This window comes from Rhodococcus sp. NPDC056516, assembly GCF_042794655.1.
In the GTDB taxonomy this organism is placed as follows: Bacteria; Actinomycetota; Actinomycetes; order Mycobacteriales; family Mycobacteriaceae; genus Rhodococcus_F.
The window spans coordinates 58,589-77,432 of record NZ_JBHTTG010000004.1; the positions used below are offsets into that span (position 1 = coordinate 58,589).

Here is an 18,844-nt window from a genome sequence, read left to right on the forward strand (position 1 = left end):
CTGAAACCTACCGACTGGGCTAATATCCGCCCGTGCACAGTTATCGGGGGGGCACCGGGGGCGGAGCCGGAAAATTCGAATCCAGGAGTTTCGAGAACACAAATCTCGAGACGACGGATTTCGAATTGTTGACTGCTCATGTGGCAGGCGATCGGCATGCGTTCCGTGAGCTTCTGACCCGGCATCAGGATCATCTATGGCACGTTGCCCGGCGTACGAGCTACTCGGACGAGGACGCGGCAGACGCGCTCCAGGAGGGTCTGCTGTCCGCGCACCGCAAGGCGGCGAAGTTCCGCGGCGACGCGGCGGTGCGAAGCTGGCTCCACACCATCGTGGTCAATGCTTGCCTTGACCGGATCCGACGCAACAAATCACGGGCCGCGTTCTCTCTGTCTTCCGAGAATGCGGAGGAACCTCGAGATCACCGCGACTATGCGGCGACAGTGGACATGAGCCTGACCGTCGAACAGGCACTGGCATCGCTGCCCCCTGAGCAGCGTGCTGCCGTCGTCGCCGTCGATGTCGAGGGGTATCCGGTAGCCGAGGCCGCCGAGAGATTGGGAGTGCCCGTAGGGACGGTGAAGAGTCGCTGCGCCCGCGCCCGAAAGCGCCTCGCCGCCCAGTTGGAGGACTTTCGCGAAGGCGGGAACCATTCGTGAACCGGCCGCGTCCTATCTTGTAAGCGTCCTGCAAATCTTGTAAGCGTCAACACCGACTGCCGAGGGAGGGTTCATGACAGATCCGTCTGTCCGCGTTCCGTCTCCTCCGTTTTCGGAGGACCTCTTGGCAGATCTTCACGCCGGGGTTCTCGATCCCGAAACCAGTGCATCTCTGTGGCCGCTGGTACACGCCGACCCCGCCGCCCATGCATTTGTCAGAACTCTCGACGACGTCACAGCATCACTTGCAGCACTGAACTTACGCGAGGCCTCTCACGACCGGATTCCGAATTCGCTTGCCGAGCAGATCAATTCGGCACTCGATTTACAGTCCAGCCACGTCGAGCCGCCGGCAGAGACAACCGTCGTGCCGTTCCGGCGGCGACCACAAGCGTGGGTTCTCGGTGCCGCAGCAGCCGTAGCGGTGGCTTTCGTGATCGTTGTGATCGGAACCCGAGATTCCGAACCTGCCGAAAGCGTTGTCGCTCAACCGAGCACACCGGCGACGTCTGCTGTCGACGATCCGGATTCGGCGTCACTGCTCTCACTCGTCGGATCCAAAGACCTTGGACCACTGGCAGATCCGTCCAAACTAGCCAGCTGCCTACGCGCCAACGGCGTCGACGAGGGCAGGCCTCTGCTCGGTTCGGGCGAGGTACGCATCAACGACGCACCCGCGATAGTCCTGCTCTTCACAGGATCGCAACCGCGTCAGATCACTGCTTTGACTGTCGGCACCGACTGCAGCGAGGGCAATCCGAATACGTTGTCGGTCAAGAACATCGGCTGAGTTCGACGGTCAGCGCGGCGCGGCTGCGGGTAGCAGGAGTTCGAGAATTCTCCCGCGCAATGCATCCGTATCGTCCTCGACCGCTATCAGACTCGAGAACATCGCTGCTCCGGCCGCTAAAACCAGCACGGCCTTGGCGTCGAGCAGCGCCGATTCGGGATCTTCGGCGTTCTGAAGGAAGAGTTGTGTACTCGGCCCACTGAACCCGCGCCACAATTCGTTGCGCAGGTCGTCATGGTCGCGCAATGCTGCCAACAGCCCCGGCGACGCGGCGCGAACCTCGGGCCGTGAGAAGAGTTGGGCACTTCCCTCCACCACCCAACGGATCCAGCCGTCTCGATCGGTGCCCTCGAACGGCGTCAGGTCCGGTGTTGCGCCCAGGATCGACCCGAGAACAAGATGTGCCTTCGACGGCCATCGCCGCGACATCGAGGCCCGACTGACCCCTGCCCGTGCCGCGATCGCCCGGAGGCTGAGTTGCTCCCAACCGACCTCGAGGAGCATCGCTCGGGTGACCTCGAGAACTGTGTCGTCGATGCGTGGGTCTCGTGGGCGACCTGATCCTGTGGCATTCATCGTGTCGAATTGTCGGACAGATTGGGAGAAGGCGCTATATCGTCATATATACGAGTCCACTGGCATCGTAATGATCAGGCCGCCGCAGGAAGCAGAAAATGACCACAGCGCCCACACCGTCGATATTCGAACCCGCACGTCTCGGCCCTCTGACCTTGCGCAACCGCATCGTCAAAGCTGCCACTTTCGAGGGTGTCATGCCCAGGGGAGCGGTCTCCGACGATCTGATCAACTTCCACGCCGAAGTGGCTCGGGGCGGAGCCGCGATGACCACCGTCGCCTACTGCGCCGTCTCACCGGGTGGACGAGTCCACCGCGACACCCTTGTCATGGACGAGCGCGCACTACCTGGGCTGCGCAGACTGACCGATGCCGTCCACGCCGAAGGCGCACTGGCCGCAGCGCAGATCGGCCACGCGGGACTGGTCGCCAACACGCTCTCCAACAAGACGAAGACTCTGGCGCCGTCGACCCGGCTGAGTCCGCCGGCAATGGGCCTCGTCAAAGGCGCGACACTTGCCGAACTCGACGGTGTTGTCGCCGACTTCGAACGGACCGCCCGCGTCGCCGTGGACGCGGGATTCGACGCCATCGAGGTCCATCTCGGTCACAACTACCTGCTCAGTTCGTTCATGAGCCCCAATCTGAACAAACGCCACGATCGATACGGCGGCAGCGTCGCCAAGCGCGCGGAGTATCCGCGTCGAGTCATCGAAGCGGTGCGACGAGCTGCTGGATCCACCGTGGCGGTCACCGCGAAATTCAACATGTCCGACGGGGTTCCGAAGGGTCTGTGGCTCGACCAGAGCCTGCCGATCGCACAGATCCTCGAAGACGACGGGCATCTCGACGCGATGCAATTGACCGGTGGCAGTTCACTTCTCAACGGAATGTACTTCTTCCGCGGTGAGGTCCCACTCGCAGAATTTGTTGCCTCCCAACCCAAGCTCGTCGGGTACGGGCTCAAGTTCTACGGCCCCAAACTCTTTCCGACGTACCCGTTCGAGGAGGGCTTCTTCCTGCCCTTCGCCCGTCAGTTCCGACAGGCGCTGAGGATGCCACTGATCCTGCTCGGCGGCATCAACCGCGTCGACACCATCGAGCACGCACTGGATGAAGGATTCGAATTCGTCGCCATGGCGCGTGCGCTCCTCAGGGACCCACAACTGGTCAACAAATTCCAAGCCGAGAGCGTCGACGAGGGGTTGTGTATCCACTGCAACAAGTGCATGCCCACCATCTACACCGGCACGCGCTGTGTGGTTCGGGACGCGCTTGTGGTTCGGGAGGCACCGCGCCCCGCCCCGTGAGTCCCGCGCTGTGAGCTGCCGGCTGTGAGCCACTTTCCAGCGGAGTGCGGGAACAACACCCCTTATCCTGGTGTTGATCGGTACGGCTCTCCAAGAAGCGGAGGGTCTGCACTCACTATTGGAAGGCTCGCATGACCACCCAGCTGGAAAACACGCCCGCGGTCCATGACGTCATCATTGTCGGTTCCGGACCGGCCGGATACACCGCTGGTGTCTACACCGCGCGCGCTGAGCTCCAGCCCCTGCTCTTCGAGGGAACCCAGTTCGGTGGCGCCCTCATGACCACCACCGAGGTCGAGAACTTCCCCGGATTCCGCGAAGGAATCATGGGCCCCGACCTGATGGAACAGATGCGTGAGCAGGCACTTCGCTTCGATACCGACATCCGCACCGAGGACGTCGAAGAGATCGATCTCAGCGGCCCGATCAAGACGGTCGTCGCGAACGGCGAAACGTACGCCGCGCACGCGATCATCCTCGCCATGGGCGCGGCAGCCCGTTACCTCGGCATTCCCGGTGAAGAACGCCTCCTCGGCCGCGGCGTCAGCGCCTGCGCCACCTGCGACGGCTTCTTCTTCCGTGACCAGGACATCGTCGTGGTCGGCGGCGGCGACTCCGCGATGGAAGAGGCAACATTCCTGACCCGCTTCGCTCGCTCGGTCACCCTGGTGCACCGCCGCGAGGAATTCCGCGCCTCACGGATCATGCTCGAGCGCGCCAAGGCCAACGAGAAGATCCGCTTCCTGACCAACGCGGAGCCCGTTGAGGTGCTCGGTGAGAACAGCGTCACCGGGCTCGTCGTTCGTGACACCGTCACGGGTGAGACCTCCACACTCGAGATCACCGGCATGTTCGTCGCCATCGGTCATGACCCGCGCAGTGAGCTCGTCAAGGGCCAGGTCGATCTCGACGACGCCGGATACGTGCGCGTCGCTCCCGGTTCCACCGCGACCTCCGTCGACGGCGTCTTCGCTGCCGGTGACCTGGTCGATCACACGTACCGCCAGGCGATCACCGCTGCCGGCACCGGATGCTCCGCAGCAATCGACGCCGAACGCTGGCTGGCCGACCGCGGCGACATCACCGCCAACACGCTCGACGCTGCCGGCCATACGGTCGACGTCGTCGGCGCTCCCTGATTCACAAAGCTGTCGTACCCAACCCTCGAGGAGTAACAGTGTCGAATACCGTCACCATCACCGACGATTCCTTCAAGCAGGACGTCCTGGGCAGCGACAAGCCCGTTCTGGTCGATTTCTGGGCAACCTGGTGCGGCCCGTGCAAGATGGTCGCCCCGGTCCTCGAGGAGATCGCCGGCGAGAACAGCGAGAAGCTGACCGTCGCGAAGCTCGACATCGACGCCAACCCGGCGGCCGCCCGCGATTTCCAGGTCATGTCGATTCCGACGATGATCCTGTTCAAGGACGGCAAGCCGATCAAGACGATCGTCGGCGCCAAGGGCAAGGCTGCACTGCTCAAGGACCTCGCAGACGTTCTCTGACGGCTGGTTGAGCATCGTGGATTCTCGCAATCCACAGAATTTCTGAGATAATCGATCGATGTGCCTGATCGGGTCTACGACCAGGCACATCGATCGAATTCGTTAACCGATCCGAGAGGCTTTCACGCATGCACAGACTCCGACACGGCGATCACGGCCCGGCCGTCGCCGAGATTCGGGGCACATTGACGAAGCTGGGATACCTCCATCACGGAACTTCCGGCATTCGACGTGAAAGCGCCGACGGTGCCCACTGGGTTGCACCCGACGCCATCTTCGATCATCAACTCGACAGCGCCGTTCGCGCCTTCCAGCAGCAGCGTGGGCTCCTTGTCGACGGCATCGTGGGCCCGGCCACCTATCGGTCACTTCGCGAGGCCTCGTACCGCCTGGGCGCCCGTACGTTGATTTACCAGCTGTCCGCGCCGCTGTACGGCGACGACGTCGCAGCTCTGCAGGCCAAATTGCAGGACCTCGGCTTCTATGCGGGTCGGGTCGACGGTTTCTTCGGTCCGCAGACCCACGAGTCTCTCTCGTCTTTCCAGCGTGAAATCGGTATCGCCGCCGACGGTATCTGCGGTCCGCAGACACTGCGTTCGCTGGAACTGTTGGGAACTCGCGTCACCGGTGGTTCCCCACACGCCATCAGCGAAGAGGAATTGGTGAGGCGCAAGGGCCCGCAGCTGGGCGGCAAGCGCATCGTCATCGATCCAGGCCTCGGTGGGCCGTCCACCGGCACCATCGTCAACGGCATCTCCGAAGCCGACATCCTCTGGGATCTGGCCATGCGCCTCGAGGGACGCATGGCTGCAACCGGAATGGAAACTTTCCTCTCCCGCCCGCACAACGCCGATCCGACCGAGGCAGAGCGCGCGCTGACGTCCAACGCGTTCGACGCCGATCTGATGATCTCCTTGCGTTGCGACAGCAACTCGAGCCCGTCGGCAAACGGTGTCGCGAGCTTTCACTTCGGTAACTCGCACGGTTCGGTCTCGATGATCGGGCAGGTGTTGACCGGATTCGTTCAGCGCGAGATCGTTGCGCGAACCCCGTTGCGGGACTGCAGAACTCACGGACGTACGTGGGAGTTGTTGCGCCTGACCAACATGCCGACGGTGCAGATCGATCTCGGCTACCTGTCTAACGCGTCCGACGTTGCGGTACTGACGAATCCGCGGATGCGTGACACCATCGCCGAAGCCATCTTGATCTCGGTCAAGCGGCTGTACCTGCTGGGTCAAGACGATCAGCCGACCGGCACCTTCACCTTCGCCGAGCTTCTCGCAGAAGAACTTTCGGTAGCCGACCGCATTTCGTAGGTCCTGCGGTCGGCACCTGCTCACACTCTGGCGAGTTCGCTGATCTCCACCATCTCGAGAGCTGCGGCCTTCAGTAGACGGTCGAGGGCTTCTTCGACGTCGACTTTCCATTCGTGGTCTCGATTGAGTTCGAGACGAAGCCGCGGATAACGATGGTGCGGAGCCACGACCTCGAAACCGTAGTCCTCGAGGAACTCGGCACTGATCATGCATTCTGCGGGTGAACATTCCAGAGCAGCGGTTGCGCTGGCCACGTCGGACGCGGGCCCCAGGCCGTCGCTGCGGATACCGAATGCCTCGAGCGCACGAACTCCGCGTCGAACCAGATCTGTCACGACAGCGGCCAGCAGGCTCGGCCCAAGTTCTTCTTCGATGCCCGACGGCTCGAGCCGAAGGCTTGTCAAGAGCACTGCGTCCGAACTGACCGGACTGGTCGGAAAAAGCTGCGCGCGCGGGATCGTGCGGGGAGGGGCGTACAACGCACTACCAAGCGGCTTGCCGTCTCGGATGGCGACCTGTCCGCACGAGCCCCACTCGAGCATGACCATCGACAGCCATGCTTCCTTCTCGAATTCCTGATCGCAGAATCCTCGGGCGTCGTGAAGCGCGCCCGGATCCATCTCCCAGAACACGCAACGACGCGCATGGGCGGAAAGCTGATCGAGGGTGTCGAGCGTGAGCGAGGTGATGACGTGAGTCGACACTGACTAACTCACTCTCCGTAGGTCCCCGAAGCGGTTTTGATGCTCGCCCGCCGCTTTTTTCTTCTCCAGGATAGGCCAGCTGCGACAAGTCGGCAGTGGCACGAGAGTTGATCGCCCTAATGTATTGCTGTTCAACATCTTTCGTCCCGGTTCAAGATTTCGAGAAGCTCGGACCACCTAGATTTGTCACAGTGACGAAAATAGGTGGTGTGCCCGGTCATCGTCATTACGTCACCAAACGGGCTTCCGAGTTCACTACGTGGATTTCTGCGCTTCCATCATCCCGACGATGCGTTGCAGGTCGTCGACCGAGCCGAATTCGACCACAATCTTCCCCTTCCGCTTGCCCAGACTGACAGTCACCCGAGTGTCGAACGAGTCCGACAACCGCTCGGCCACATCCTGCAGACCCGGCATCACGATCGGCTTCCGCTTCTGCTGGGGAGCGATCTCATTGTCCGCCCGGTTGGCCAGAGTGACTGCTTCCTCCGTCGCGCGAACAGACATTCCTTCCGCGACGATGCGCGCCGCCATGACTTCCTGAGCGTCGGCACCCGCCTCGAGGGACAACAGTGCGCGCGCATGGCCGGCCGAAAGCACACCGGCCGCAACGCGGCGCTGAACCGCCACCGGCAGCTTCAGCAGACGGATCATGTTGGTCACGACGGGACGCGAACGTCCGATCCGATTGGCCAACTCTTCGTGAGTTACTTCGAACTCCTCGAGCAACTGCTGGTACGCCGCTGCCTCCTCGAGGGGATTCAACTGCACACGATGGATGTTCTCGAGGAGCGCGTCGCGCAGCATCGAGTCGTCATCGGTTTCACGAATGATCGCCGGAATCTTCTCCAGCCCGGCTTCCTGGCTCGCGCGCCAGCGACGCTCACCCATGACAAGTTGGTACTTGTCACCGTGACGACGGACCACGATCGGCTGCATCAAGCCGAACTCGCGGATCGAGTGAACCAACTCCGCGAGCGCTTCCTCGTCGAAAACGCTGCGGGGCTGCTTCGGGTTCGTCTCGATCAGGCTCGGTTCGATCTCGAGGTATACCGCGCCGGTCGGTTCGAGTTCTGTCTCCGGCTCCGCTTCGGCAGGGGCCTTCGCGGCCGTCGCCTTGGTGGCTTTCGGCGTTTTCGGGGCCGCCTTGGTCGGTGGGGGAGGGGAGGGGTTGCGCTTGTCGACGCCGATTACGACGTCCGCTGCAGCCGATCCCAGACCCGGCGCCGTGGCCGGCCCGGTGGGGATGAGAGCAGCCAAGCCGCGGCCCAATCCACCCTTGCGTGCTTGACTCATCTCACTGCTCCTGGGTCGTCGTGGTGGCAGAGCGGGCGGCAAGTTCACGGCCGGCGTCGAGGTAACTCATGGCGCCACGTGAACCCGGGTCGTAATCGAGAACTGTCATCCCGTATCCGGGAGCCTCGGACACCTTCACGCTGCGCGGAATCACAGCGCGCAAGACGGCCTCACCGAAGTGCTTGCGTACTTCTTCGGCGACCTGGTCGGCCAGCTTGGTGCGCCCGTCGTACATCGTCAGAAGGACGGTGGAGACATGCAGATCCGGGTTCAGATGAGCCTGGACGAGTTCGATATTGCGGAGCAACTGACCGACCCCCTCGAGGGCGTAGTACTCGCACTGGATCGGGATCAGAACTTCCTTGGCAGCGACCATCGCGTTGACGGTCAGCAGTCCCAGCGAAGGCGGGCAGTCGATGAGAACGAAGTCGACGTCGAGTTCCGCGAGCACCTTGTCGTTGAGCGCGCCTTTGAGTCGATTCTCGCGGGCAACCATGGAGACCAATTCGATCTCGGCGCCCGCCAGATCGATCGTCGCGGGGATGCAGAGCAGCCGCTCACTGTGCGGGCTGGTCTGGATCGCTTCCGGGGCCTTCACTTCACCTATGAGCAACTCATAGCTGGAGGGGGTGCCCGAGGTATGGACGACGCCCAGAGCCGTGCTGGCGTTGCCCTGAGGGTCCAAATCGACCACCAGGACCGTGAGGCCCTGAAGAGCGAGCGCCGACGCAAGGTTCACTGTGGTCGTCGTCTTACCGACGCCACCCTTCTGGTTGGCGATGGTGATCACGCGGCGGAACGCCGGCTTCGGCAGTGTCACCGAATGGGGATGAAGCACCTGACTCGCTCGATGCGCGGCGGCCCCGATGGGAGTCTCCTCCGAAGAGATCGCCGCATAGGGGGCGGTGAAATTGTCGTCGTCGTTGACGATCTGATCCGCACCCGCACTCGTTTGTTGCTTCGGTGTTTCACGTGAAACGGCGGATTCAGATCGACCCGACATTGACTGCTCCTTCGATTGGGAATCGATCACTAGGTGCTCTCATCATCTGTACATTGCTCTCGATTGCATGCGTGTAAATCATCAACGCTGGCGGCGCTTCGGGAGACGTTCGGCCTTCACCACAACAGTGGGGGTGCGGAGAATCTTGGCTCCACATTCGAGTATTTCCAACTTACCTGCGCCCAACTTGGTGAGCGCCGTACGGTCTCGCTCGATCTCCTCGGCGGCGCTCGAACCCTTGAGTGCCAACATCCGGCCGTGCTCGTGAATGAGTGGGAGGGACCAACGTGCGAGCTTCTCGAGAGGCGCCACAGCTCGCGAGGTGACTACATCCGCGCCGCCCGCTTCCTTCACAACACCCGATTCCTCGGCTCGCCCTCGGACAACCAATACGTCCAATCCGTTGGACTCGATGAACTCCGCGAGGTACACCGAGCGTCGAAGCAACGGTTCGACCAGAGTCACCTTCAAGTCCGGGCGGGCGATTGCGAGAGGGATACCGGGTAGACCGGCACCGCTTCCAACGTCCACAACCGACTCGCCTTCGGCAATCAACTCACCGATGACGGCACAATTGAGGAGGTGACGCTCCCACAGTCGAGGGACTTCACGGGGACCAATCAGCCCGCGCTCGACACCATCCGTCGCCAGGGATTGGTAATACCGTTCCGCGATCTCATATCTGTCACCGAACACTGCGCGCGCAGTCTCTTGTTCGTCCCAGTCAACCGACGCCGCACCATTCTGTTCCACGTGAAACATCCTCCCGCGTAAACCGCGAAATCAACAATCAAGACCGAAATCATTATCCGCTCTGGAGCCGACATGTGTTCGCTTCTGCACACCGACTCGCTGTGAGTCTGCCGACTCATTCATTCTTTGGGAAGTATTCGGCCCAAAATTCAAGCGGGGGAGGGGAGGGGTTCACGTTCCACGTGAAACATCGCGCTGATAGATCTTCCAATTCTGACGCGTTTCACGTGAAACATAGCCCGACGATCGAATGCAGATAGCAGCGCAATTCCTAATATCATCACAGTGACGAAACTGCCATGGGTCGTTACATGGATGGAATTCTGACCGAAAATGGGCAATTTTCAACGAAAAGTGGTCGCCGAAAATTGCTGCCGTCGGACAGCCGGACGGACTCGGTCAGTCTGACCCAGTCCGTTTTTGACGCGGACGTTCTTCTTCGATTCCAGTTCTTGGACGACATCCGAATACGAGGATGACCGCAATGACTCAATCCCCACGAAGGCACCGCCAATTATTGTGGCCAACAGAGCAAGAGCCCGCGGCGCCTACGCCGATCAAACCATCCACATAATTAGCCGCCCACAGCGCTCCGTTGACCAGAGCCCTGACAGCAGCGAGCACGATGACGGCGAGAGCAGAACCCTCGCTAGTCCCTCCCATCTGATACGAAACCTCAACCCTCGACGGTTCCACATTCGTACCGAGGCACCACATCGACTCGGTTTCACGTGAAACGAAGGCCGACTATTTCGAGTCGGGGGAGAGGGGCATCTCGCAATACGGCAACCTGCCGTCCTTCGGTAAATCTCATGGCAAGCTCGGAATCCATGTCTCGCGGGCGAATAGCAGCCATGGACCATACCGCCAACTCGACGGATACTGACGTAAACGATGACGGGACCGAGGGGTCGATCAGCCAAGTTGTCTGCCGTGCCGGAACTGACCAAGCCAGCGTGGTCGAAACACGGATCGCTTGTGGTCTCGCCTCGAGGCGACCGGTTGGCAGCGATCACGACCTGACCGGGGCTCTCCTCGGGTTTAGGTGAATAACCGTCAGGCAGTGCCGAATGAAATGTCAGCACCCGGTAAGGCCATACGCAGATCCGGTTCGACAACCGAGACGAGTTCAAACTCCACTGAAGGCGGTTCTGCTCTACAGAAGGCGGAAGGGTCCGGACGGCCCTCAATTGATGCATTCATCGCATTTCTGACTCGCTGATTAAAAGGTCGCCGACGCAGCTGGGAAGTTCCGTACTGCACGGCGGTGTTCATATCCCAAAAGGCATCCAACGAGGTACCTCAACTTACTCCATAGTGCGGTGGAACCAGGCGATAGAGCGCAGTGGTTCTGAGGTCGAGAAGATACTAGGCGTGGTACAAATCGGGCATGAGATACGCAATTGTTGCCGCTGCCATATTGGCCTCGCTGGCTGCACCCGCTGTGGCCAGCGCCCAGGCCCCGTACCAACCGCCAGTGGTGGCGCTCGTTGGTGATGATTCATCGATCACCGCGACGATCACGAACCCGAATGACAGTGGCATCTGCACCTTGTCAATTTCGTCCTCACCGAGACCACCGGTGAACGATCCCAATGACCACACACGCACGGTCGAGTCTTTCACCGATGACGATGCCTCCTGGCCGCAGGCCGGGCAGTCGGTGGAACTAACGCGCGACGATCTCCAGCCGGGGGTTTACGACTTCACCGCCTGGTGCGGTAAGCCCGCGCAGGGAGGAGGTTGGGTGATGGGACAACTGTCGAATGGCGTGTCCTACGAGGTGCGGGTTGGATCGAAGCCGGAACCTACAGGCTCCCTGGCGTTCGGGTCATAAAGACCACGAGATTGCGCCTACGAGCGAACCGGATGGGTATTTCCGATTTCCTTCATCCGCCTTCGCTTACCCGATCAAAACGAAGAAGCAATGACCCACCCATGAGGGAATCGCCGCCTAGGGACTGAGCCCCGACCATACAGAAAGAGCATGCGTAAGGCACTCAAGATCATCAAATCCGAGAGGGATTCCGGAACGCTCGTGGGACATGTCGACAACGATAGGGACCTGACCGTCACCGTGCCGCCGGATTCGGTTTCACGTGAAACACCTCTCGGACACAAAAGCGGGCCCCGGAAAATCCGGGGCCCGCATTCGATCAAGGGGGGAGCGTCAGTCCTTGAGGACAACCACTCGGCGAGACGGCTCAGCGCCTTCGCTCTCGCTGGAAACACCGGCGACCTTGGCGACGGCGTCGTGCACGATCTTGCGTTCGAACGGCGTCATCGGAGCAAGCTCTTCGCGTTCGCCGGTCTCGAGAACACGCTGTGCAGCTTCCGCACCGAGAGCACTGAGTGCCTCACGACGCCCCGCACGCCAGCCGGCGATGTCGAGCATCAAGCGGCTGCGCTCGCCGGTCGACTGCTGAACTGCCAGACGAGTCAGCTCCTGGAGAGCATCCAGAACCTCACCCTTACGTCCCACGAGCTTGGTCAGGTCGTCGCCGCCGTCAATGCTGACGATCGCCCGGTCGCCCTCGACGTCAAGGTCGATGTCTCCGTCGAAATCGAGAACGTCGAGCAACTGCTCGAGGTAGTCGCCGGCGATCTCGCCCTCTTCGATCAGGTCGTCATCGGAATCGTCGATGTCTACATCCACATCGGTAACCGGCGCAGTGGTCTCGGTGCTCACGTCTGCGTTCTCTCCATCCACAACGATGTCAGCTTCACTGGACATTGGTCGTTCTCTTTCCTGGATCAGCGCCGTTTATTGCGCTTGGGGGAGTTGCCGCGGTTGTTCTGTGGCCGGTTCTGTTTCGGTTTCGACGTGGACCCACCACTGGAACCCGAAGACTTCGGCTGTGGCTTCTCGAGCGAAACTTCCGGGGCGTCGCCGTCGTCGTCAGCTGATTCCGCGGTCTTCAGTGCAGCCGGGGATCCCTTCTTCTTATTGGGATCGGGACGGGCACCGGGCTTGGGCGCATTGTCGTTGCGGCGAGTGATCGCTTCCTGCTTCTTGGCTTCTTCTTCGGCGTCGATCTTGCGGAAGACGAGGTGCTGCTGACCGTAGGTCCAGATGTTGTTCGACACCCAGTACAGGAGGATCGCGATCGGGAGGAACGGTCCACCGACCAGAACACCGAGCGGGAAGACGTACAGCGCGAGCTTGTTCATGATCGCGGACTGCGGGTTCGCGGCAGCTGCTTCGCTCTGACGAGCAACGGAAGCGCGTGAGTTGAAGTGCGTCGCGATGCTGGCAATGATCATCAGCGGAGCGGCCACGAGAATGATGTTCAGCCGTGACGGAAGCTCGGGAACGTTCTCGGTGACGTAAGCCTGAAGCTGCGCAACCGGCGTCGTGATCGCGGCCGAGATGGGCGCGCCGAACAGACGAGCATCCAGGAACGACTGGACGTCAGTGGCCGAGAAGACGTAGTTCGGAGTGTTGAGATTGTCCTCGGCGCTCATGCCCAGCTGGCCCATGCCGGTGCCGGTGCGGTTGAACGAGCGCAGGACGTGGAACAGACCGATGAACACCGGAGCCTGAGCCAAGACCGGGAGACAGCCCATGATCGGGTTGAATCCGTGCTCCTTCTGGAGCTTCTGCATCTCGACGGCCTGGCGCTGACGGTCGCCCGAATACTTCTTCTGCAATGCCTTGATCTGCGGCTGCAGTTCCTGCATCTGGCGGGTCGTGCGGACCTGCTTCACGAACGGCTTGTACAGAACCGCACGCAAGGTGAACACCAGGAACACCACGGAGAGCGCCCAGGCTATTCCGTTGTCCGGGCCGAGAATGAACCCGAAGACCTTGTGCCAGACCCACAGAATCGCGGATACCGGATAGTAAATGAAATTGAGCACGGCTCTAAGTACTCCTCTGTTCTTCCGTCGGACTGTGACACGCTGCGCGTGCTTCCGGACAGCTATGGCGGCTACCCGCATCACGGTCACGACGGGCGGGGACAGGGTCCCACCCTCCAGAATGCCAGGGGGCACACTTCGCCAACCGCACCACAGTCAAGAAAAGGCCTTTGATCGCCCCGTGAGTGCGCAACGCTTCGACCGCGTATTCACTGCAGGTGGGGGTGAACCGGCAGGTCGGCATCCTCAAGGGCGACACATACGTCCGGTACAACTCGATACAGAAGATAAGAACAGTGGCGGGAGCGCGACGCACAGCCTTCAACACCGTGATGACACGGGAGGCTCTGGGAGTCTCGATCTGCTCAGAGAGCGGAGTACTCATGGCTCTTCACTTACCGACACCAATAGGTTCATTTTGGTCAGGCCCCCACGCAGCTGCTTGGCCAGTTCGGCTGAACTGGCGGTAGCTGCGCCCGGAAGTGCGCGGATAACCACGTCTGTCTCCGGCGAAACCTGTCCGACGAAATCTGCACAGATATGACGAAGCCGGCGTGCGACTCGATGTCGAATCACCGCCGGCCCGACAGCCTTGCTCACGATCAGCCCGAACCGGGGACCGTGATTTGTTACTACCAGCGCCTCTACTTGCTCGCGATCGAACGCGTGCACGACAAGGTCGCGTCTTCCCATACGACGCCCACGTCGCACCGCCACGGAGAAATCCGCGTGGCGACGCAACCGGAACGGCTCAGGCAACACCCCGAGCTCCTGAACTCGAAATCAGATCAGGCGGTGAGGGAATCGCGGCCCTTACGGCGACGCGCCGAAACGATCGCACGACCCGCACGGGTACGCATACGAAGACGGAAGCCGTGAACACGCGCGCGGCGGCGATTATTCGGCTGGAACGTCCGCTTGCCCTTGGCCACGGTCAACACTCCTCGAAGTTCATTGACGCCTCCCGGCGTCATTCAGTGATCGACGCCTTACGGCGCCTTGGATCCAACAGGTACAGAACAATCAACTTCACTCGTTGTGGCTTGGAAGACCGATCCGACCTGACATATGTAGCCAGCACGAAGCGATCACCACCAGCGGGTGACCGTTCGAGGTTACTTACCACCGTTGCCAAGGTCAAACCAGCCCGATTCGAGGTCCTTCCGCGGCAACTGCGACGACACGCCGATAGTTGCATTATTCCGCAGATTCCAATTCCGGTGTGCATACGGCCTTGACCTCGAGTGAGGCGGCAAGTGTGACCTTGGCAACAGTTCCGCTACGGACTGCAGGCGGCCTGAAGGCAAGCCGGACAGTTCCACCTGCGCATGCTCTCGACAAGGCCTCATCAGCACATACGGGCACGAGTGCCGGACGCGACCCCGAATCCCGAGTTTCCACATTCATCCACAGGGCTGTGAGTGTTGACGCATCCCCGACACCAAGTGGCGAACGCCTCGAGTTCCGACAAAGTTGCAGGTAGATCAATTTCTCGGTCACTTCAGCGAATTTGGTTGACGAAAAAACCGACTCAGTGCAGGTTTGTCCACATCTGTGGATAATTGTGTGGAAACACAGCCCAGGTGGCATATTCGTAGCCTGTTACGGGGTTCTCACCCCGGGTGGTAATCCACCGAATCATTCGACGCCGCAGCCATACGCTCGGCAGCTGCAGCACACCCACTGTCGGCGAAACACGGGAAGGAACCACGTGAACGACGATCCCAACGCGCTCGCACGGGTCTGGGTCGACGTGGTTGCAGAACTCACGAGTGATGACCCCGGAAGTAATCTTCCGGCTTTGAGCAGTAAGCAGAAGGCGTTTGTCCGTCTGGTGAGGCCTCTCACACTTGCTCAGGGTTTTGCACTCCTCTCGGTTCCATCGCCATTTGCTCAAGAAACGATCGAGCGCGATCTACGCGAGCCGATCCTGCAGGCACTCGGACGCCATCTCGGCGGCCAGGTCGAAGGACTCGGTGTCCGCATCGCACTCGAGGACGATGCCGACGCACCCGCCGAACCGGTCGAGGAGCGCACGGGCAGCCGTCAGTTCGAGTCGGTCAACAGCTCGGGCGCATACCGACGTCGCAGATTCACCGAAGGTGACGGCGAACCCTCGGACTCCGAGACTGCCGAGACCGAAGAAGTCGACGACGACCGCGAAGCACTCGCGAGCGTTCACGAATCGTGGCCGTCGTACTTCACGAAGCCGCCCGCTACTCCTTCTGCTTCGGGGTCCGGCGCCAACAGCCTCAACGCGAAGTACACCTTCGACACTTTTGTGATCGGTTCGTCCAACCGATTCGCCCATGCCGCTGCGGTCGCGATCGCGGAGGCGCCGGCGCGTGCCTACAACCCCTTGTTCATCTGGGGAGCTTCGGGACTGGGCAAGACGCACCTTCTTCACGCCGCCGGCCACTACGCACAGCGTCTGTTCCCCGGAATGCGGGTCAAATACGTCTCGACCGAAGAATTCACCAACGACTTCATCAACAGTCTTCGTGACGACCGCAAGGTCGCGTTCAAGCGTCGCTACCGGGAAACGGATGTCCTGCTGGTCGACGACATCCAATTCATCGAGGGCAAGGAAGGTATTCAGGAGGAGTTCTTCCATACCTTCAACACCTTGCACAACGCGAACAAGCAGATCGTCGTTTCCTCGGACCGTCCGCCCAAGCAGTTGGCAACCCTCGAGGAGCGTCTGCGGACGCGCTTCGAATGGGGCCTGATCACCGACGTTCAGCCGCCTGAGCTCGAGACGCGTATCGCGATTCTGAGTAAGAAGGCGAGGATGGATCGCCTCGAGGTCCCGCACGACGTCCTCGAGCTGATCGCCAGCCGTATCGAGCGCAACATTCGTGAACTCGAGGGCGCGTTGATCCGCGTCACCGCTTTTGCCTCGCTCAACCGTCAGCCGTTGGATCTGACGTTGGCCGAGGTGGTCCTGCGAGATCTGATGCCCGATTCGTCGAGCCTCGAGATCAACGCGGCGACGATCATGGCTGTGACGGCCGAATACTTCAACATGTCGATCGACGACCTGTGTGGGCCGGGTAAGGCCCGGCCGCTCGCTCAGGCCCGCCAGATCTCGATGTATCTGTGCCGTGAGCTCACTGATTTGTCATTGCCGAAGATCGGTCAGACGTTCGGCCGTGACCACACGACGGTCATGTACGCCGACAAGAAGATCCGTAAAGAAATGACGGAACGCCGCAAGGTGTACGACCAGGTTCAGGAGTTGACCGCAAGGATCAAGCAGCGCTCCAAGCGTTGACCTGCACTTATTTCGATCGATGCCGCTCGAGGCAGAGGTTCCCTCGAGCGGCATCGGTGTATTCGAAGGGTTCCACGTGCGGTCCCCTCGAGGGCGGTTGTCCACCTCGAGGGACGACACGCCGGAGTCAGACACGCCGATGAGAACAAACTCTTCGTTTCTTGTGAAAAGTATTCACATCTGTGGATAAGTGTGTTGATAACTCCGAAAGTCTGTGGAGTTCTCGAGGAGGAATCCGAAAACTTTCAGAGAGTGCACAGAGGGGGTCGATTGGTCCTCGAGTCTGTCCTCGAGAAGTGCACAGGCCCTCGAGGGGACCTACCAGCGTCGACAACCGTTGCTCCACAGATTGCACAGGACTTATTACTACTACTGAGAATTTCCTAGGAAAAGCTCTTTGAAAATAGTTCTGGGGACAACCCCTGTTGAGAACCTCGCCTCAGGCTGCGCTCGCCGCGGCTTCGGCTTTCCACTTGCGCCCTCGAGGGCATACGGTGGGCATCGCTTGGTCTGTGTCAGACTTCAAGTGAGCTGATGCAGATCCGCAGCAGACGAACATGCCTACCGAGAGGAATAACCCGGCGATGGAGCTTGGAAGCCTGAAGTTTCGCGTTTCCCGGGAAGAGTTCGCTGATTCAGTAGCGTGGGTTGCTCGTAGCCTGCCCTCGAGGCCGCCCGTGCCGGTTCTCGGCGGAGTTCTTCTCGACGCAACCGAAGCCGGCCTCACCGTTTCCGGGTTCGACTACGAGGTATCCGCGCAGGTCCGCGTCTCGGCAGATGTCACAACTGCAGGTCAGGCACTCGTCTCCGGTCGCCTCCTCGCAGATATCACCAAGTCGCTTCCCAACAAGCCGGTCGATGTGACCCTCGAGGGCACTCGCGTGCTCATCTCGTGCGGAAGCGCCAAGTTCTCCCTGCCCACGATGCCGGTCGAGGACTACCCCCAGCTTCCGACGCTTCCGCAGCAGTCCGGGTCCATTCCCGTCGACCTGTTCTCCGAAGCCATCAGCCAGGTAGCCGTTGCAGCCGGCAAGGACGACACCCTTCCGATGCTCACGGGTATCCGTGTCGAGATCGAACAGAATTCGATCGTCCTCGCCGCTACCGACCGCTTCCGTCTCGCCGTACGTGAACTCGAGTGGACTCCGGCCAATCCCGACGTCCAGGCTGCTGTTCTCATCCCGGCCAAGACTTTGTCCGAGTCCGCGAAAACGCTTGCCGGCAATGCAAATTCGCCGGTCGAGTTGGCTCTCGGCTCCGGTACGACCATCGGAAACGACGGACTCCTCGGCATCGTCAACGACGGACGCCGCACCACGACGCGCCTCCTCGACGCCGAGTTCCCGAAGTTCCGTCAGTTGCTGCCTGCTCAGCACACCGCGATGGCAACGGTCGAGGTCACGCCTCTCATCGAGGCCATCAAGCGTGTAGCACTCGTCGCCGAGCGTGGCGCACAGGTTCGCATGCAGTTCTCCGCTGACGGCCTGCTCCTCTCTGCGGGTGGCGACGACGCCGGCCGCGCGGAAGAGACGCTCAACGCGTCGTTCCAGGGCGAAGCACTCACCATTGCGTTCAACCCCGGTTACCTCATCGACGGGTTGAATTCGCTTCACAGCGAAAACGTTCTGTTCGGCTTCACCACTCCCAGCCGTCCGGCTGTTCTTCGCCCCGCGGCCGAGGAAGAGCCCACGGCAGACGAGTCCGGTAACTTCGCTGCGCCCTCGAGCGAGTACACGTACCTGCTGATGCCGGTTCGCCTTCCGGGCTGAGTGGAACCCCGCACTTCAGTTCGCGCCTG

The 18,844-nt window shown here is 60.9% G+C and carries 19 protein-coding genes; 8 read left to right on the forward strand and 11 right to left on the reverse strand.

The window, feature by feature from the left end; genetic code table 11:
- Window positions 1–32: 32 nt before the first annotated feature.
- Window positions 33–659 (forward strand): RNA polymerase sigma factor SigM, encoded by a 627-nt coding sequence (gene sigM, locus ACFQ6Y_RS13180; protein ID WP_378445246.1) that lies wholly within the window; start codon window positions 33–35, stop codon window positions 657–659.
- A 73-nt stretch (window positions 660–732) separates the two neighbouring features.
- On the forward strand, window positions 733–1,449 hold the full coding sequence (locus ACFQ6Y_RS13185) for a hypothetical protein (RefSeq protein WP_378633033.1): 717 nt from the start codon (window positions 733–735) through the stop codon (window positions 1,447–1,449).
- Between the two features lie 9 nt (window positions 1,450–1,458).
- Here the strand turns inward: ACFQ6Y_RS13185 and ACFQ6Y_RS13190 are convergent, their stop codons facing one another.
- Entirely contained in the window at window positions 1,459–2,025 is a 567-nt protein-coding gene (locus ACFQ6Y_RS13190; RefSeq protein WP_378633038.1) for a helix-turn-helix domain-containing protein, read from the reverse strand.
- A gap of 98 nt (window positions 2,026–2,123) precedes the next feature.
- Here ACFQ6Y_RS13190 and nox point away from each other — a divergent pair, with 98 nt between their 5' ends.
- The 4 genes from nox to ACFQ6Y_RS13210 all read left to right on the forward strand — a co-directional run bounded on the left by nox (window position 2,124) and on the right by ACFQ6Y_RS13210 (window position 6,155).
- Entirely contained in the window at window positions 2,124–3,335 is a 1,212-nt protein-coding gene (gene nox / locus ACFQ6Y_RS13195) for a 4,4'-dithiodibutanoate disulfide reductase (RefSeq protein WP_378633043.1), read from the forward strand.
- Window positions 3,336–3,466: 131 nt separating this feature from the next.
- Complete coding sequence (trxB, locus tag ACFQ6Y_RS13200; RefSeq protein ID WP_003942521.1) at window positions 3,467–4,474, forward strand: thioredoxin-disulfide reductase; 1,008 nt, start codon at window positions 3,467–3,469, stop codon at window positions 4,472–4,474.
- Window positions 4,475–4,512: 38 nt separating this feature from the next.
- Complete coding sequence (gene trxA / locus ACFQ6Y_RS13205; protein ID WP_003942530.1) at window positions 4,513–4,836, forward strand: thioredoxin; 324 nt, start codon at window positions 4,513–4,515, stop codon at window positions 4,834–4,836.
- Between the two features lie 128 nt (window positions 4,837–4,964).
- On the forward strand, window positions 4,965–6,155 hold the full coding sequence (locus ACFQ6Y_RS13210; RefSeq protein ID WP_124566988.1) for an N-acetylmuramoyl-L-alanine amidase: 1,191 nt from the start codon (window positions 4,965–4,967) through the stop codon (window positions 6,153–6,155).
- Between the two features lie 20 nt (window positions 6,156–6,175).
- Here the strand turns inward: ACFQ6Y_RS13210 and ACFQ6Y_RS13215 are convergent, their stop codons facing one another.
- The 10 genes from ACFQ6Y_RS13215 to rpmH form a co-directional block, all read right to left on the reverse strand.
- Window positions 6,176–6,859, reverse strand: coding sequence for a GNAT family N-acetyltransferase (locus ACFQ6Y_RS13215; protein ID WP_378633050.1), 684 nt, complete (start codon window positions 6,857–6,859; stop codon window positions 6,176–6,178).
- A gap of 255 nt (window positions 6,860–7,114) precedes the next feature.
- The gene (locus tag ACFQ6Y_RS13220; RefSeq protein ID WP_378633053.1) at window positions 7,115–8,155 is read right to left on the reverse strand and encodes a ParB/RepB/Spo0J family partition protein; all 1,041 of its coding nucleotides are present in this window, start codon (window positions 8,153–8,155) and stop codon (window positions 7,115–7,117) included.
- Between the two features lies 1 nt (window position 8,156).
- Entirely contained in the window at window positions 8,157–9,158 is a 1,002-nt protein-coding gene (locus ACFQ6Y_RS13225) for a ParA family protein (protein ID WP_378633057.1), read from the reverse strand.
- Between the two features lie 81 nt (window positions 9,159–9,239).
- Complete coding sequence (rsmG, locus tag ACFQ6Y_RS13230; RefSeq protein WP_019746204.1) at window positions 9,240–9,920, reverse strand: 16S rRNA (guanine(527)-N(7))-methyltransferase RsmG; 681 nt, start codon at window positions 9,918–9,920, stop codon at window positions 9,240–9,242.
- 1,359 nt (window positions 9,921–11,279) lie between these two features.
- Window positions 11,280–11,537, reverse strand: coding sequence for a hypothetical protein (locus ACFQ6Y_RS13235; protein ID WP_378633062.1), 258 nt, complete (start codon window positions 11,535–11,537; stop codon window positions 11,280–11,282).
- 544 nt (window positions 11,538–12,081) lie between these two features.
- Entirely contained in the window at window positions 12,082–12,645 is a 564-nt protein-coding gene (locus ACFQ6Y_RS13240) for a protein jag (RefSeq protein WP_003942504.1), read from the reverse strand.
- 20 nt (window positions 12,646–12,665) lie between these two features.
- Window positions 12,666–13,772, reverse strand: a complete 1,107-nt coding sequence (gene yidC, locus ACFQ6Y_RS13245; RefSeq protein WP_378633067.1) for a membrane protein insertase YidC — start codon at window positions 13,770–13,772, stop codon at window positions 12,666–12,668.
- A 4-nt stretch (window positions 13,773–13,776) separates the two neighbouring features.
- Window positions 13,777–14,157: a membrane protein insertion efficiency factor YidD gene (gene yidD / locus ACFQ6Y_RS13250; protein WP_378633070.1), complete on the reverse strand. Its 381-nt coding sequence runs from the start codon at window positions 14,155–14,157 to the stop codon at window positions 13,777–13,779.
- Entirely contained in the window at window positions 14,154–14,534 is a 381-nt protein-coding gene (gene rnpA, locus ACFQ6Y_RS13255; RefSeq protein ID WP_003942450.1) for a ribonuclease P protein component, read from the reverse strand. Before rnpA ends, yidD begins: the two co-directional genes overlap by 4 nt.
- A 26-nt stretch (window positions 14,535–14,560) precedes the next feature.
- Window positions 14,561–14,704 (reverse strand): 50S ribosomal protein L34, encoded by a 144-nt coding sequence (gene rpmH / locus ACFQ6Y_RS13260; protein ID WP_003942540.1) that lies wholly within the window; start codon window positions 14,702–14,704, stop codon window positions 14,561–14,563.
- Between the two features lie 779 nt (window positions 14,705–15,483).
- Between rpmH and dnaA the strand changes: the two genes are divergently transcribed.
- Entirely contained in the window at window positions 15,484–17,046 is a 1,563-nt protein-coding gene (gene dnaA, locus ACFQ6Y_RS13265; protein ID WP_003942491.1) for a chromosomal replication initiator protein DnaA, read from the forward strand.
- A 584-nt stretch (window positions 17,047–17,630) separates the two neighbouring features.
- On the forward strand, window positions 17,631–18,815 hold the full coding sequence (gene dnaN, locus ACFQ6Y_RS13270) for a DNA polymerase III subunit beta (protein WP_007729165.1): 1,185 nt from the start codon (window positions 17,631–17,633) through the stop codon (window positions 18,813–18,815).
- Window positions 18,816–18,844 lie beyond the last annotated feature (29 nt).

What these genes read in the sequence shown, in the direction of transcription:
- ACFQ6Y_RS13185 (WP_378633033.1), top strand. Translation starts at nt 733, where the DNA reads ATGACAGATCCGTCTGTCCGCGTTCCGTCTCCTCCGTTTTCGGAGGAC.
- ACFQ6Y_RS13190 (WP_378633038.1), bottom strand. Translation starts at nt 2,025, where the DNA reads ATGAATGCCACAGGATCAGGTCGCCCACGAGACCCACGCATCGACGAC.
- nox (WP_378633043.1), top strand. Translation starts at nt 2,124, where the DNA reads ATGACCACAGCGCCCACACCGTCGATATTCGAACCCGCACGTCTCGGC.
- trxB (WP_003942521.1), top strand. Translation starts at nt 3,467, where the DNA reads ATGACCACCCAGCTGGAAAACACGCCCGCGGTCCATGACGTCATCATT.
- ACFQ6Y_RS13210 (WP_124566988.1), top strand. Translation starts at nt 4,965, where the DNA reads ATGCACAGACTCCGACACGGCGATCACGGCCCGGCCGTCGCCGAGATT.
- ACFQ6Y_RS13220 (WP_378633053.1), bottom strand. Translation starts at nt 8,155, where the DNA reads ATGAGTCAAGCACGCAAGGGTGGATTGGGCCGCGGCTTGGCTGCTCTC.
- ACFQ6Y_RS13225 (WP_378633057.1), bottom strand. Translation starts at nt 9,158, where the DNA reads ATGTCGGGTCGATCTGAATCCGCCGTTTCACGTGAAACACCGAAGCAA.
- rsmG (WP_019746204.1), bottom strand. Translation starts at nt 9,920, where the DNA reads ATGTTTCACGTGGAACAGAATGGTGCGGCGTCGGTTGACTGGGACGAA.
- ACFQ6Y_RS13240 (WP_003942504.1), bottom strand. Translation starts at nt 12,645, where the DNA reads ATGTCCAGTGAAGCTGACATCGTTGTGGATGGAGAGAACGCAGACGTG.
- yidD (WP_378633070.1), bottom strand. Translation starts at nt 14,157, where the DNA reads ATGAGTACTCCGCTCTCTGAGCAGATCGAGACTCCCAGAGCCTCCCGT.
- dnaN (WP_007729165.1), top strand. Translation starts at nt 17,631, where the DNA reads ATGGAGCTTGGAAGCCTGAAGTTTCGCGTTTCCCGGGAAGAGTTCGCT.